The organism is Methylovulum sp. (genome assembly GCF_028687615.1).
Lineage (GTDB): Bacteria > Pseudomonadota > Gammaproteobacteria > Methylococcales > Methylomonadaceae > Methylovulum.
Genome location: NZ_JAQTZU010000008.1, coordinates 124,655 through 139,243, shown reverse-complemented (window position 1 = coordinate 139,243; position 14,589 = coordinate 124,655). Strand labels below are relative to the sequence as shown.

Annotated in this window: 14 protein-coding genes; 1 reads left to right on the top strand and 13 read right to left on the bottom strand. The window is 48.7% G+C overall.

From position 1 onward, the window contains the following. Positions 1-96: 96 nt before the first annotated feature. The 9 genes from pgl to PHH59_RS06840 all read right to left on the bottom strand — a co-directional run bounded on the left by pgl (position 97) and on the right by PHH59_RS06840 (position 10,374). On the bottom strand, positions 97-780 hold the full coding sequence (gene pgl, locus PHH59_RS06880; RefSeq protein WP_300013224.1) for a 6-phosphogluconolactonase: 684 nt from the start codon (positions 778-780) through the stop codon (positions 97-99). Then, complete coding sequence (gene zwf, locus PHH59_RS06875) at positions 781-2,262, bottom strand: glucose-6-phosphate dehydrogenase (RefSeq protein WP_300013222.1); 1,482 nt, start codon at positions 2,260-2,262, stop codon at positions 781-783. Positions 2,263-2,338: 76 nt separating this feature from the next. Continuing rightward, positions 2,339-2,734 (bottom strand): hypothetical protein, encoded by a 396-nt coding sequence (locus PHH59_RS06870; RefSeq protein WP_300013220.1) that lies wholly within the window; start codon positions 2,732-2,734, stop codon positions 2,339-2,341. Between the two features lie 16 nt (positions 2,735-2,750). Beyond that, complete coding sequence (locus PHH59_RS06865) at positions 2,751-3,560, bottom strand: endonuclease/exonuclease/phosphatase family protein (RefSeq protein WP_366145441.1); 810 nt, start codon at positions 3,558-3,560, stop codon at positions 2,751-2,753. A 26-nt stretch (positions 3,561-3,586) separates the two neighbouring features. Further along, the gene (gnd, locus tag PHH59_RS06860; RefSeq protein ID WP_300013217.1) at positions 3,587-5,035 is read right to left on the bottom strand and encodes a decarboxylating NADP(+)-dependent phosphogluconate dehydrogenase; all 1,449 of its coding nucleotides are present in this window, start codon (positions 5,033-5,035) and stop codon (positions 3,587-3,589) included. A 54-nt stretch (positions 5,036-5,089) separates the two neighbouring features. Next, positions 5,090-5,473, bottom strand: coding sequence for a hypothetical protein (locus tag PHH59_RS06855; protein WP_300013215.1), 384 nt, complete (start codon positions 5,471-5,473; stop codon positions 5,090-5,092). A 417-nt stretch (positions 5,474-5,890) separates the two neighbouring features. After that, complete coding sequence (gene recC / locus PHH59_RS06850) at positions 5,891-9,031, bottom strand: exodeoxyribonuclease V subunit gamma (protein WP_300013212.1); 3,141 nt, start codon at positions 9,029-9,031, stop codon at positions 5,891-5,893. Positions 9,032-9,225: 194 nt separating this feature from the next. Then, positions 9,226-9,657, bottom strand: a complete 432-nt coding sequence (locus PHH59_RS06845) for a DUF29 domain-containing protein (protein WP_300013209.1) — start codon at positions 9,655-9,657, stop codon at positions 9,226-9,228. A gap of 336 nt (positions 9,658-9,993) precedes the next feature. Then, complete coding sequence (locus PHH59_RS06840) at positions 9,994-10,374, bottom strand: helix-turn-helix transcriptional regulator (RefSeq protein ID WP_300013206.1); 381 nt, start codon at positions 10,372-10,374, stop codon at positions 9,994-9,996. A gap of 168 nt (positions 10,375-10,542) precedes the next feature. On the opposite strand from PHH59_RS06840, the gene PHH59_RS06835 reads away from it, so the two are divergent. Then, complete coding sequence (locus PHH59_RS06835) at positions 10,543-11,511, top strand: lectin-like protein (RefSeq protein WP_300013203.1); 969 nt, start codon at positions 10,543-10,545, stop codon at positions 11,509-11,511. A gap of 487 nt (positions 11,512-11,998) precedes the next feature. On the opposite strand, the gene PHH59_RS06830 is transcribed toward PHH59_RS06835, so the two are convergent. From PHH59_RS06830 to PHH59_RS06815, 4 genes are read right to left on the bottom strand one after another with little or no spacing between them, the layout of a single operon-like run. After that, a complete protein-coding gene (locus tag PHH59_RS06830) occupies positions 11,999-12,157 on the bottom strand; it encodes a hypothetical protein (RefSeq protein WP_300013200.1) in 159 nt (52 codons plus the stop codon). After that, complete coding sequence (locus PHH59_RS06825; protein WP_300013197.1) at positions 12,154-12,885, bottom strand: type III pantothenate kinase; 732 nt, start codon at positions 12,883-12,885, stop codon at positions 12,154-12,156. The genes PHH59_RS06830 and PHH59_RS06825 overlap by 4 nt, the downstream gene beginning before the upstream one ends. Further along, positions 12,882-13,877 (bottom strand): bifunctional biotin--[acetyl-CoA-carboxylase] ligase/biotin operon repressor BirA, encoded by a 996-nt coding sequence (gene birA, locus PHH59_RS06820; protein WP_300013194.1) that lies wholly within the window; start codon positions 13,875-13,877, stop codon positions 12,882-12,884. The genes PHH59_RS06825 and birA overlap by 4 nt, the downstream gene beginning before the upstream one ends. 17 nt (positions 13,878-13,894) lie before the next feature. After that, positions 13,895-14,542 carry a Crp/Fnr family transcriptional regulator gene (locus PHH59_RS06815; protein ID WP_300013191.1) on the bottom strand — a complete coding sequence of 216 codons (648 nt, stop codon included), beginning with the start codon at positions 14,540-14,542 and terminating at the stop codon, positions 13,895-13,897. Positions 14,543-14,589: the final 47 nt, after the last annotated feature.

The following is a 14,589-nucleotide window of genomic DNA, read 5'->3' as shown; positions in this document are numbered from 1 at the left end:
ATAAGTTTAGCATTAGCTTAAGAAACTAAAAAAGCCGCCCTATCATTATTGATGGGGCGGCTTTTTTTATGGGGAATAATTCAAAGGAAATGGTCTTTAGGCTGGCAAGGCATCGCTATCGATGTAAATATCCAACGTGTTTTCTGGTTGGATGGTCGCAATTGGCAAGTTTTCGCCTGCCCGCCACGCTTTCACAATCTCCCGCTTGTTCACGCCTGTAATCAGGAACAGCAATTCATGGGTGTTGCTTAAGGCTTTCGCGCTGATTGAAACCCGTTTGGGTGGCGGTTTGGGGGAGTTGTAGACCGCATGCACCAATTCATCTTCGTTATGGACATGCCCTGGGAACAAACTGGCGGTATGCCCGTCTTCCCCCATGCCCAGCAACACCATGTCGAACGGCATGGCGGCGGCGACAATCGGGCGGTAATGTCCGGCGGCGTGTTCACCGCCCAATTCGGCTTGCATGGTGAAGATTTGTGCGTCTGGAATCGGCACATGATCCAGCAAGGTGGTTTTGGCAATCATACTATTGCGTTCGGCGTCATCGGCAGGCAAGCAACGTTCGTCACCGTAATAAATCACCCAGTTAGCCCAGTCGGCATCGGTTTTTGCCAACAGCCGGTAGATTTTTTCAGGGGTTGTGCCACCTGCCAAAACCAATTTGAATTGGCCACGTTCAGCGATGGCTTGTTGGGCGGACTTTAAGATATGTTGGCTGGCAACGGCGGCAACGTCATCTGCGCTTGCCAAAGTGTGCCAACGGCTATTTTCTTGCATTTATTTACACTCCGGTGTTAATGAACTACGCCAGGATTGGCTTTCTTTATCAAATAATCGGCTATCTTCGGGACCCCAAGAGCCAGCGGGATAGGTGGCGACATAATCACGCTCAATCGCCCAGGTTTGCAAAATCGGATCGACAATCCGCCAGGCATATTCCACTTCGTCAAAACGCAGGAACAGGGAACGGTCACCTTTCAGCACGTCCAACAACAAGTCTTCATAAGCATCAATGGCTTTTTCGTCGTCATTGCGGAAACTGGCATCAAGGCTGCTGGTGCGGGTGCTCATTTCCAGGCCCGGTTCTTTGACGGTCATTTCTATGCGGATACATTCTTCCGGTTGTATGCCGAGCAACACCCAGTTCGGGTTCATGCAATGCACGTCCGTGCCCCGGAAAAATTGCAACGGCGGATGGCGAAAGCAGATGGAGATGGTCGATTGCGCTTTTGCCATGCGTTTGCCGGTGCGCATGTAGAACGGCACCCCGCGCCACCGCCAATTGTCGATGTACAACTTCATCGAAGCATAAGTTTCGGTGGTGCTGTCCGGCGGAATATTGGCCTCGTCCAAATAACTGTTGACTTTTTCGCCGTTAATCATGCCTTTGGCGTATTGCCCACGAAAGGCTTGGGCGTGGACGGCTTCTTTCGGAATCGGGCGTATGGATTTGAGGACTTTGACTTTTTCATCGCGCAAGGACTCGGCATCCATCGACACGGGCGGTTCCATCGTCACCAAGGTCAGCAATTGCAGCAAATGGCTTTGCAACATATCGCGCAAAGCCCCGGCGCTGTTGTAATAATCGCCCCGGCTGTCAATGCCTATGCTTTCGGAATGGGTGATCTGGATATGGTCGATGTAATTGCGGTTCCATAACGGTTCCAACATCACATTGGCGAAACGGAACACCAGCACGTTTTGCACCATGCCTTTACCCAGATAATGGTCGATGCGGTAGATTTGCTCTTCGGTCAGATAGTGGCTAATGCGTTTTTGCAACGCTTCCGCGCTATCAAGATCATAACCAAACGGCTTCTCGATAATCACCCGCCGCCAGCCACTTTCTTCATCAAACAGATGGTTGGCGCTTAACATGCCCAGCACCGGACCGAAATCGGCGGGACTAATGGACAAATAAAAGGCGATATTTTGGGAAAACTCTTTTCGTTCCAGTGTCGCCGCCAAGCCCGTGTAGCATTCTGCCTCGCCAATATCGCCCTGGTGATAATACAGCCGGTCACTAAAGCGTTGGAAGACCGTCTCGTCAAAGTCTTCCTTGGCTTTTGCCACGACCATGTCCCTCACTTCTGCAAGCCATTTGGGCTGATCCCAGGGACGGCGGCCTATCGCCAAAATCCGTGTGCCTTCCGGCAAACGGCTTGCAGCATCAAGATGATATAGCGCGGGCATCAGTTTGATGCGGGACAGGTTGCCGGTCGCTCCAAATATAACGTACGTGCAGGGTTCAGCTTTCATAGAATTTTTAGTGCCGATAGGGTTAAGATAAATGATTCACGCACATCAAAAACGAGCGATCTTCATAAAAGGCTTATTAATTTTTACTTTGGGCAACCAGGCTACGAATAATATTTACGGTATGCTCTGATTTAAAAACATCTTCCAAGTATTGTTTAAATTCCTGTTCATTTTTTAAATTATTGTCGTCCCAAAAATCCGCATCAGAGTCAGAAAAGCATACCGGGTATAAATCAATGGGTTGGATTATTTTAAGAAGCGTATATTCATATCCATTTAAAGCAGGAGCTTTGAGCGTGAATCGGATATGCAAACGTCCTTTGTTATCAGGATACGCTTCCACTTCCGCTTCAATAATATTTGATGTCTTTGCTCCCAATTTTGCAGCCTGTTCCCTTAGAATAAGTAAAGGTGGTTTTTGGGAAGGCTCACCTGTTAAATCAGGCCATAAATCATCACTTGAATCTGTCATTATGATTCTCCAACTATTAACAATTTAACTGGAAGAGGATAGGTAGGTGATCAGAAATATTCTTATCAGGAATGCCATTTCTAGTTAACAGCGAACAATCGCCCACACTATCAATCAGTTTTAAGTTCTCATTTTGAAACATTGGCAACACATCAGGCCTGAGCAACACTTGATCAAACAAGTGCCAAAAATAACTGACTTGCTCGCTTTTGTGGTAATAATGACTGCCAGATGGTCTATTTGACGTATCACCCAATAAGCTCCACATAGGATTGTAAAAAAATGGATAACTCCGTCCATTCACAATCCGTGTTTTTTTCTCGGCAATACGTCTTGCCATTGTGGCATGAAGCCCATTCGCCGCAATTAACCCCGTTTCAAAAGGGTTCATATTCAAATCACCCACCAACACCGTGCGCTGATGTCCGACCTTATATTCCATTCTGATAATATCCCTTGCTATTGCTGGCATTTCAAAAGCTTGGCTGTCATTTGATTGCCTAAGTTTGCTAGGAAGATGAACAACCACCAACAGTAAATCAGCACCATTTGGCGGTTTCAAATGCCGGATGCTGATATGCGTAGATTCAAATTGTGGTTTTATTTGCCTATCTTTGAACTTTGAAAATATGGCAATCCTTTCACATAACCCTGAATTGTAATGAAAGTCGGCAACTTCAGGTGTGTTGAGTTTTGCCAGCACCTCTGCAACACCCAAAGCATTTTCAGCAAGCATCAGCACATCAACTTCAAATTCACGCACCAAACGGCAAACTATATCTAGCCGCCGCGTACGCCGTGCATTCCAAAAGAGGAAAGTTACCATGCCGCTGGTGCGTGCTTGAATCAGATTTAAACCGTATAAGTTGTCGAAGCCACTTTACCGCCCTGCCCCGTCCAATCGGTATGGAAAAACTCACCGCGTGGCTTGTCGGTGCGCTCGTAAGTGTGCGCCCCGAAATAATCGCGTTGCGCTTGCAGCAAATTAGCCGGTAAGCGGTCAGTGCGGTAACCATCGTAATAAGCCAGGGCGGAAGAAAATGCCGGAGTCGGGATGCCCGCTTCAATCCCCAAAATCACTGCTTTGCGCCAACCGGCATCGGCATTTTTGATGGCATCGACGAAGAAATCCGCCAACAGCAAATTCTTCAAATCAGGATTGATGTCGTAAGCTTGTTTGATATTGTTCAAAAACTGGCTGCGGATGATACAACCGCCGCGCCACATCAAGGCAATTTCTCCATAGTTGAGCGACAGGCCATATTCTTTAGACGCTTCGCGCATCAAGCGGAAACCTTGGGCATAAGAGATGATCTTGGCGGCATACAAGGCATCGTGGACGGCATCGACCATCGCCTGTTGGTCGCTTGAAAAAGTCAGTTTTGGGCGTTTGGGCAATATTTTTGCCGCTTTCACCCGCTCGTCTTTTTGCGCCGACAAACAGCGGGCAAACACGGATTCGCCAATCAAGGTCAGCGGAATGCCCAAATCCAAGGCGTTGATGCCCGTCCATTTGCCCGTGCCTTTTTGTCCGGCGGTATCGAGGATTTTATTGACTAAAGGCTTACCATCTTCATCTTTATAAGCAAAAATCGCGGCGGTGATTTCGATCAAATACGAACTTAATTCACCTTGGTTCCATTCGGTGAAAATATCATGCAATTCATCTGCCGATAATCCCAAACCCTCAGAAAGCAATTGATACGCTTCGCAAATCAATTGCATATCCCCGTATTCAATGCCGTTATGCACCATTTTGACATAATGCCCGGCACCGTTGTCGCCAACCCATTCACAACAAGGCTGACCATCCACTTCCGCGCTGATCGCCTGGAAAATGCCTTTCACGGTAGGCCAGGCCGCTTTATTGCCACCTGGCATGATAGACGGGCCATGCCGCGCACCTTCTTCACCACCGGACACACCGGTGCCGATGTAATAGATTTGCTTATCGCGCAAATACTGGGTGCGACGGTTGGTGTCGGTGAACAAGGAATTACCACCATCGACAATGATGTCGCCCGCCGACAGCAAAGGTATCAGTTTTTCGATGTACTGATCAACGACTTCGCCCGCTTTCACCATCAGCATCACCACCCGTGGCGATTCCAGATGATCGACAAATTCTTCCAAAGAATGCGCCCCCACCACTTGGGTGTCTTGCGCCGGGCCGGCCAGAAATTCATCGACCGTGCTGGTGGTGCGGTTAAACACCGCCACTTTAAAACCGTGGTCGTCCATATTAAGGACTAAATTTTGCCCCATAACTGCCAGGCCGATTAAACCAATATTTGCTTTCATATTTATCTTTAATGAGGATTTTGGTTAGGAAAAGCGTTTGCTTGCCGGATGATGTTATTTCATCAACAACTCGACAAGTTTTACAAACGCCGGATTAAATAAGGTCAGGCCAAAGATTGCCAACCCGATTAAGATTTTTAATAACAGGCCTTGTTGCTTCATTTCAGCGTGTAACCTGTTCATTTCTTGGTGAACTTCATCACGCAAGCCATTTATTTCAGCACGGACAAACTCCTTGGTCGCCAATTCATAACGTAGCTCGTTATACAATTCCGATTTGAGCGCGTCTTTTTTATCAACGATGTATTCGTTAGCCTTGTCTTGTATGGCGCTAATTGATGTTTCTATCGCATGGGCGAAAACCTCCGCCTTGGCACGGTCATGATTGAACGCCTCTTCCAGCAATAAAAACGCATCTCGCGGTAATAGATAAGCCATAAACTTGCTCCATAGAATGGTTAGGCGATTATATCCTGTTGCGTAGCTTATGAATAACTGATGTTACGCAGATATTTTCTACGATTTGAAAGTAATAATGATGAGTCGCTATCGCGACGATTTTTAATCGGGTTCTCGCACCCGAAGGCGAGATACTTTCTTTTGCTCCGCCAAAAGAAAGTATCCAAAGAAAAGGCGGCCCGTTGCCGCTGATGTCTTGCGCTCCTCGCATTTGTCGGGGGACGGCAAAAGGGGCTTCCTGCCCCTTTGCCGCCGTGCGGCATCCTTGCCGCACCCCTTCGGGCTATTCCCGACAAATACTGCGGTGCTCGACGCGGCAAATGGGATACAAACTACGTTACTGCGTAACGTCAGTGAATAATGGATGTTACACACGACCAATAGCCACACAAACCATCACAACCTGTGTTGCACGGCATTCCAAACCGCTTGCAAAAGCCCTTGGCATTGTTGCTCAAAAACATCGCCCAATACGAGATTCAAATCCGCATGGCCGAAAAGCCGCCGCAATTCTGGTTCGTAGGCTTGCCCGATACTGCGTTCCAACTGCTCCCTGGCGACTTCCAACGCGGTTTTTTTAGAACGTCCGTTAGTGTTTAATTGATACGCTTGGTCGATATAAGCCAAGGCTGCTTCAACAAAAAACGCATCCGGCTGTTGTTGGCCTAAACAGTAAATAGCCAGCAATCCTGACAACACTTCGGTTTGGCAATCTCCGGGCAAAAATTGCACAAACATGTCGTTGCTAAGCAGATAAGTGGTTTGTACTTGCCGTTGGTTCATCAACAAATGATGCAGCCAAGCACAGACAAAATCCTTGCCTTTCAGCGTGGCGTAACGATAAAACAAACTGCCGTTTTGATATAAATTGCCCAATTTGCCAATCACACGGTATACGCCGATGTGAATGTCCATCGGTTTGTCGTCTATCGCCACGCCCAGATTTAGGTTTTGGATAGCCGCGACAAAGCTATCCACCAATGGCTGTTGGCGGTTAAATTCCAACTCGCCCACAGCACCTGCCAGCCAACGGCCTTGCGCCTGAAGCTTCTGTACCGACAAATTCCCGCCCTGCAAACGCGCGGCTATCCATTCCTGATAAATCGTATAAGCCTCCGCTTTCCCCAAGGCGAACGGCTCGCGCTCTTCGGCATCAGCGGTAATGCCGCTCAGACGGACAGCCAATTGTTGTTGCAGAAAATAGCGTTGCGGATGGCGGAAAAATTGTAGCAATTCACTGATTTCAATGATATTTTCGCCAATACTAGGGATTGTGCCTTGCCACCAGGCAGGCAGGTTGCCGGATGCTTGCCCCCGTTCCGCAAGTTTTACCGCCGTGGCGCAATCTGCCACAGAAAAGCTGAATAAATCAGACTCACCACCAAAATACCGCGCACTGAACGGTTGCAAGGGATGTTTGATAATGACATCGGTGAGCTGGTGGCTGTCCTGCAACACATCCAGCAATTCATTAATGACCACCGAGGGCGGGATGCTGGCGTTGGTGGTGATGGATTGCCCGATGTAAGTGATGAGCAATTGTTGCCGCACCGATAAGAGAATTTCCAAAAACTGGTAACGATCATCAGCACGACGCGAGCGGTCGCCTTTGCGGTAATGTTGGCTCAGCAAATCAAAGGTGGGTGGACGGTCAATTTTGGGGAACTCGCCGTCGTTCATGCCCAATAGCGCGATGACTTTGAACGGAATCGAACGCATCGGCAACATTGAGCAAAACGTCAACTGTCCGCGCAAAAAGCCGTGCGTGGATTTGCGCTCCGCCACCGCACCTTCCAACCAACTGATGATGACTTGCAGTTCCACCGTGTCGGTATGCACCCCGTCCAAATCAGCGGACAATTCCACCAGCAATTCATTGAGTTGCTGGCGTTCTATGGCATCGGCGGCTGGCAGCAACAAGTCGGCGTAGGCATACAGGCGTTTGCTCCAATTCGCCAAGGTTTTGGCTTGCTTTAACTCTTGGCTGGCACGGAACAGCAGGTTCATAAACTCGCACAAACCGCCCAAGGCTTGCGCCGATGAGCCTTCAATATCGCGGTACGGCAACACGCCATCAATAAACGCCTCGTCATCGCCCATCGCGTAACCCATCAACAAACGTTCCAACGCCATTTGCCAGGTGTATTCACCCGCTTCCGGCAAGCCTAGTTCTTGCTTGTGTTGCGCGGATTTGCCCCAGCGGATGTTGGTATCCAACACCCAATGCTTAATCAGATCCAAATCGGTTTCCGACAAACCAAAGCCAGGATAAACAACCGCTTGCTCCAGCAAATCCAACACCGCCTGCCAACCAAAACGGCTTTGGCTAAGGCTTAAAAAATTGATGAACGCATCCAGCGCGTCATTCCCCAAACGCAAACTGCGGTCGGCTATCGCGTGTTGTATGTCGGCAAACACCGCCGCAATGAACGGCTCGTATTTTTGAATGTCGGGCGCCATGACCACGATGTCGCGCAGTTCCAAACTGGCATCATCCGCCAAAGCCTGCAACAATTCGTTTTTCAGCACTTCCACTTCCCGCAAACGCGAATGGCAGGCGTGGATGCGCAGCGACGGGTCAACGGACATTGGCACACACACTAAACTATTCGTCAAAATATCGTTTTGCAGACGTTGTAATAAAGTCACCGCTTCGGCTGGCTCAAAACTATCCAGCTCCAGTCCAAATGGGATGGCCTGATCCAATACCATCTCCTGAAACTCGCGCCCCTGCTGGCCCAAGGTCGCCAACAGCGGATGCCCGTGGAGGTTTTCATGCAGAATTTGCTGGCGGCGGCTTGCCAAATCCGCCCAAAAATCTTCGCTGGGGTTCAACAAGAAAAGATGCACATCACCATGCCGCGACAGTCCGTGCAAATATTGCAAAAACAACGGCGGCATGGTGTTGAGTCCAAACACGTTGATCCGCTCCGGCATCACACCGCTGAACTGGCCTTCCGGTGCGTCCAGCAATTTCTTGATCGCCGCCTGCCATAACAGGCCGCGATGGCGCGTCCCTGTCTGTTCCAATACTTGCAACCACAATGAACGTTGCCAGCGTTCGGCATCGCTACCGTACAATAATTGCCCGCGCTGCCACAGCTCCAACATATCCGGGCGCATCATTTGATATTGGTCAAACAACTGCGACAATTGCTGCGCCAGTTGGTAACGCTTCAAACCGTGGTTAGCCCCTGACAGATATTGCCGGACAGGTGCAAACTCATCCCCTTTGACCCGCCGCAACAAACCTTCCAACCGCCACATCATCAAATGCCGGTCAAACGCCGTATCACTCAAACGGCTATCAATTTTCCGCGCCATCTCGCTGAAAAACTTGCCCGGAAACAGGAATTGATAATTGCCCCAGACGCTAAATTTCGCCGCCAATTGCTGCGATAACCACCGCTCCATGCCCTGGCTTTGGATCAAAAACACTTCCCTGGCAAACGGCGAGCTTAACGGCATGTTGGCGACCACATGTGATAAATGCGCGACGAGGTTTTCGGTTTTGTTGGAACTGTGGAGGATGAACATGTTTTGGGGAAGGTTCTTGAGAGGGTAAGGGTTTATTCAGGATTAGAGCCAGTAAGTCGAGGGCGGGATGGGGTTTTGAAACCACCGTCCTTTAGGTTTCAAAATCGCTATAGGAACTAGAAACGTTACGGAACGGGTCGCTTAAGACGCCTACTGTTGGAACAAACCCGTTCCGGCTCGCGGAGCTACACACTTCACTGGGAGCTTAACAAATAATTCCGTTCAAACACATCCTCCCAAGAAAGTTCCGCAATGTTGGTTTCTTGGTGCATTTCATCTTCGGCTTCTACAATCGCTAAAGACAAGCAAGCACCCCACAATTGTTTAATGACCTCATTATTTAAGCTTGGCGTTTCTTCCTGAATATCGCAAATTTCGGCCCGTGCGTTTTGAATAGTCGCCACCCAACTCCGTGAATGGTAATCCGGTTGGGTTTGCCATTTGATAATATGTTTCATGAGCCGAATAAGCTGGCTTTTTAAGGCGCGTTTTTCTGAGCGGGACAACGCGTTGATTAGCTCCTTAATGCCATTATCGGCTTCTGACGAATTACCTTGCTGTAATTCATGGTGAATGGCGAGTGCCGTTTTATAGTGGGATGCCGCTGATAATTCTTGCCAGTTCATAGCATGACTCCAAGTGTTAATGTTCAAGCAGATAAGGAATGTGCATGAAATAATTTCCGCACCGGCTCGTCAGACCTGTCAGGTTTTCAAAACCTGACAGGTCTTGATCCGCGAATTTATTCCATGCACATTCCTAAGTTACACGCCGCATACCACTACAAAACACTCAGTTGACTCAAGCATAAAAAGGTCGGTGGCAATATTTTAAGGATTTGGCTAAAAATAACTTCCCGAACTGTCGTTGCCGAAACCGTAGAGACCTGGCAGGTTTCTTGTGCCCCAGAGGGTATTGAAACCTGCCAGGTCTTGGATCAGGAAGTTAATATTGGCCGAATCCTAAGCCTTGCTTCGATCTTTTGTCAGCTCAATGATTTCTTTTAAATAGGCAATTTCTTTGAGTTGTTGCTCGATAAGCAATTGCGCTTTTTGTAATTCAAATTGCGTTTCTTTTGAATCGCTGATGTTTTGCCCAAAATTACTAAACTGATTGTTATTGCCGATTAAACAAGCGACGGTTTTCTCGCCAAAATTAAACAATTCCACCAAATCCATTTCAAAAGTTTGGGCAATTTGTTCCAATCTGGATAGTTGCACATCGGTTTCACCGCGCTCGATATTGGCATAGGTATTCTTGGAAATGCCCAATTTTTCCGCCATTTCTTCCTGTGAAACCTCTTTCAACTGCCGGATAGTGCGGATTTTTTCATTAACTTTCATGGTAATACGCTCATACTGTGGAAATGACCAGTTTGGCTGGGTGGTAATAATTCTATTCTAACATCAAAATCAACACGCATCTTTTAGTTGGGATGCGTCAGAAGAATTGTTGATAACAGGGTATGTCTATCATGCCCAATTTTATTGTCATTGAATGAGGAAACGCCTATGAAAAATAACCAATCCACTGCGTTGATAGCCAGCGCAATAACAACAGCCGTGCTGGCTTTAAGCGCAACGGCTGTTTTTGCTGATTCTGCCAAAGTGTTTTTCGCTGCTAATAGCCATTATTATCAGCGGTTTGATAGCCCCGGCATTAACTGGAATGTTGCAAAACTCAACTGTGAAACGTTGAAAGGACATTTGGCAACTTTTCCTGGAGATAATACGGAAAACGAAACCCCTGAAACAACATTTGTGTATGCTAATCTTGTCGATAAATCCATTGTCGGCACAAATCAATATTACTACATCGGCGCCCAATACACACCAAGCACCCAAACTTGGGCATGGATAACTAATGAAGCATGGGGCTGGCTTCATTACAAACCCAACACCACAGGTTGGAATTATTTCGCCGTACGTTCTGATGATGGGTTTTGGTATTTCAAACCAGTCCAACCTCTTAGCCTTACTGGCAGCTCCCATGTTGAAGGTTACGTCTGCGAATGGGACGGCAACCATTTTGTAGGCAGTGCCACTGTACCCGACCTCAATGCTAACGGCGTAGATGAAATTGCTTCACTCTATCTCGACTACAAAAACAACAAACACACGGTAAAAATCCGTGACCCGCAAACCCACGCCATCATCAGCACCTTAACCTTTGCCACCAGCACCACGCCGCCGATTGGTTTGGCTGTCGTTGCGGACATGAACATCAACGGTATCCCTGAAATCGCCGTGCTGTCGCGACTCAATGTCCAGATCAAAGATGCCAAAAATAACACCAAAGTGCTGTCGTCGATCAATTTTCTGAATAACAAATACCAACCCCGCGCCCTCAGTGTCATGCCCGATGCCAACCACAACGGTTTTGACGAATTGACGGTATTGGGCGTGTTACAGAATGGTAAGTCAACTTCGGAAACGCGTGATACCAGCACCAAAGCCATTCTATTCAGCGATACGTTTTGATGGGTTTTATGGGGCCATTGATTTTTGGCACCCATAACATCCATACTTTGCGAAACCAGCACTCAGTCAGCAATGTTATTACGGGTGCGTGGGATGCTGCAAGGCTTATACTCGGTTTTTGGAGCGCGGTCATCTTGACCGCAACTGGCGGGCAGGATGCCTTTATGCCCCAGAGGGTACGCGCTCCCCTTACTAAAAACCGAAAACCTGATCGCTTAAAGTATAACTCTAAGGATTTGGTCATTATTAACTTCCCGATGATAAGGAATGTGCATGGAATAAATTCGCGGATCAAGACCTGTCAGGTTTTCAAAACCTGACAGGTCTGACGAGCCGGTGCGGAAATTATTTCATGCACATTCCCCAGACCTTTCAGGTTTTAAAAACCTGAAAGGTCTGGGGTGTGATGGCAAGCAGAAAGTTATTTTTAGCCAAATCCTAAGTTGATAACCTAAACTGGAGTCCAAAAACCCGTTTTTGGACTCCATCATTCACTGTTACCCCGCAATCCTTTCTTTTCCTCGCCCACCAACAAAATCGGCTCACCTTCCATCACCGTTTCCGTCTGGACAAACGCGCCAGAGCGGTATTCCCAAAGAAATAACACCAAATTGGCAAGGACGATGACAAAGCACAGAATTTTCATCCCCCCTCCTCAAGCACTATCGCCAAACCACACAACACCAAATCACTGTCAATCACCGCCGGAATATTCAGATGTTCGGCGATGATGCTGGCGTCGCCGCCGGTAAGTAGCAATTGGCTGGGTGCGGCGCGGGTGGCTAACACATGTTCAATCAGCCCTCTTGCCGCCAACAAGGTGCCACTATGGATGGCGGCTTCGGTGGATAGCGCGGGTTGATCAGGGTAATGCCCGGAAATGAATGGCAAGGCGTTGGTGCCTTGCGCCAGGGCTTGCTTCATCAGGGCCAGGCCGGGGCTGATATAACCGCCGCGATGTTCACCGTTGGCTTCGAGCAAATCGACGGTGATTGCCGTGCCACAATCGACCACACACACCGCCGCCGGATAATGCCGATGTGCGGCAATCAACGCCAACCAGCGGTCTACGCCGAGTTTTTCGGGCTGCTGGTAAGCATTGGTGACACCACAGGCTTGGGCTTGTGATTTGGCTTGAAAGATGGGTGCGCCAGGCCACAGTTCGGTGCTAATGCTTTCCACTAAAGTCAATAAAGGGCTTGCACTAACACAGGCAATGGCGATTTGTTTGGGTATTGGCAACGGTTGCCACTGTTGCTTAAGAGTTTCCCCATCGAGTTGGTGGTTTGCCAATGCGGCTTGATTATGTAATCGGCCGTGTCCATAAACCGCCCATTTCAGGCGGGTGTTACCCATGTCGATCAACAAGTTCATGACGATGTAGGGCTAAAACTGACTTCGCCGGAAGCAAAGGCTTGGACTTTGCCATCGGGATGTTGCAACAGAAGCAAGCCGTTTTCATCTATGCCCTGCACAATGCCCTGATAGGGCTGCCCGGCGACAAATAGCGTCGCGGCCTGGCCTTGCAGACAATCATATTGCCGCCATTCCTGGAGGTAATCTTTCATGCCGGCCATTTCAAAATCCGCCAGTAAGGCAAGCGCATGGTTAAGCAGACTGGCGGCGAGTTGGTTGCGGCTAACGACACGATTTGGCTGGATTTTACTGACATCCGTCCAGGCCTGGTTTATGCCCTGGGCGGCGGCATCCGGCAAAAACAGGTTAAGCCCTAAACCGATCACTGCGGTACAAGGCCCTTCACTTTCACCGGAGACTTCGATCAAAATACCGCCGAGTTTTTTGCCCGAGCTAATGATGTCATTAGGCCACTTCAAGCCTACCGGATGGATTTGCTGCTCTTGCAAAGCGCGGATCACGGCAACGCCCATCGCCAGGCTTAATCCAGAGGTGCTGGCATAGCCTTGCGGGAAGCGCCACAGTATTGACAGATACAAATTGCTGCCGAACGGCGATGCCCATTGCCGCCCCCGACGGCCTTTGCCGGCAGTTTGATGCTCGGCGAAACACACGGTACCGGATGGTGAATCCAATTGGGCTAGTTGGGCGAGATAGGCATTGGTGGAATCGATTTGGTCATGGATTTCCAAGCCTTGCAGAATCCGTTGCGGACTGGAATTCAATCGGCTAAAAATCTCGGTTTGGCAAAGCAATTCCAGCGGTTTTTCGAGCCGGTAGCCCTTGCCCCTAACGGCCAAATGCTGCAAACCCAAATCCGCCAATCCTGCCAATTGTTTCCACACGGCAGAACGGCTTACCCCTAAACTGTCCGCCAGCTCGGTGCCGGAATGAAACTCCCCGTCTGCCAACACCTTGAGGATGGCTTTTTGTTTGTCAGAAATCGCCACAAGACTTTATCCGCGCACTACCAACGCAATGGCAGGCGATTTTTTATTTCGATGCGGTGGTTGTCGATGGCAATATAGCCGCCACGTTTTAAATCGTTAAGAATCCGCGTGACCATTTCCCGCGAACAACCGACCATTGTTGACAATTCCTGGTGGGTCAAGGTCTCGGTAATCAACCTGCCATCTTCATTTGGCTTTGCCATGTTGGTCAACACCTTGGCTATCCTGCCGTAAATATCCAGCAACGCCAGGCTGCTGACTTGTTCGGTGGTGTTACGCATCCGTTTAATGACCGTCCTCAGCAATTCAATCGCAATATTGGGATTGTTTTGTAAGCAGGTGAACAAATAAGCACGGGGCAACAGGGCGATTTTACAATCTTCAACCGTCATCACCGTAGCAGAACGGGGTTCGTCGTCAAACAAGGACAACTCGCCAAAGGTGTCCCCTTCCTGAAGATAATCCAATAAGACTTCACGGCCTTCTTCATTGCCCATGAACACTTTAAGCTTCCCTGACAGCACGATATAAAGCAAATTGTTCGACACTTCTCCTTGACCGACCAGAATGGAACCTTTGGTGAAAAATTGCGTGTGTATCCCCAATTCCAGCTCCGCCCTGTCTTGAGGTGAAAGCGATTCAAACAACGGTACGTTTTCAAGCATGGTCAGGATTCCTATAATCAGGCTAGTAAAATTTAGGATGTGATTTA

What these genes read in the sequence shown, in the direction of transcription:
- pgl (WP_300013224.1), bottom strand. Translation starts at nt 780, where the DNA reads ATGCAAGAAAATAGCCGTTGGCACACTTTGGCAAGCGCAGATGACGTT.
- zwf (WP_300013222.1), bottom strand. Translation starts at nt 2,262, where the DNA reads ATGAAAGCTGAACCCTGCACGTACGTTATATTTGGAGCGACCGGCAAC.
- PHH59_RS06870 (WP_300013220.1), bottom strand. Translation starts at nt 2,734, where the DNA reads ATGACAGATTCAAGTGATGATTTATGGCCTGATTTAACAGGTGAGCCT.
- PHH59_RS06865 (WP_366145441.1), bottom strand. Translation starts at nt 3,560, where the DNA reads ATGGTAACTTTCCTCTTTTGGAATGCACGGCGTACGCGGCGGCTAGAT.
- gnd (WP_300013217.1), bottom strand. Translation starts at nt 5,035, where the DNA reads ATGAAAGCAAATATTGGTTTAATCGGCCTGGCAGTTATGGGGCAAAAT.
- PHH59_RS06855 (WP_300013215.1), bottom strand. Translation starts at nt 5,473, where the DNA reads ATGGCTTATCTATTACCGCGAGATGCGTTTTTATTGCTGGAAGAGGCG.
- recC (WP_300013212.1), bottom strand. Translation starts at nt 9,031, where the DNA reads ATGTTCATCCTCCACAGTTCCAACAAAACCGAAAACCTCGTCGCGCAT.
- PHH59_RS06845 (WP_300013209.1), bottom strand. Translation starts at nt 9,657, where the DNA reads ATGAACTGGCAAGAATTATCAGCGGCATCCCACTATAAAACGGCACTC.
- PHH59_RS06840 (WP_300013206.1), bottom strand. Translation starts at nt 10,374, where the DNA reads ATGAAAGTTAATGAAAAAATCCGCACTATCCGGCAGTTGAAAGAGGTT.
- PHH59_RS06835 (WP_300013203.1), top strand. Translation starts at nt 10,543, where the DNA reads ATGAAAAATAACCAATCCACTGCGTTGATAGCCAGCGCAATAACAACA.
- PHH59_RS06830 (WP_300013200.1), bottom strand. Translation starts at nt 12,157, where the DNA reads ATGAAAATTCTGTGCTTTGTCATCGTCCTTGCCAATTTGGTGTTATTT.
- PHH59_RS06825 (WP_300013197.1), bottom strand. Translation starts at nt 12,885, where the DNA reads ATGAACTTGTTGATCGACATGGGTAACACCCGCCTGAAATGGGCGGTT.
- PHH59_RS06815 (WP_300013191.1), bottom strand. Translation starts at nt 14,542, where the DNA reads ATGCTTGAAAACGTACCGTTGTTTGAATCGCTTTCACCTCAAGACAGG.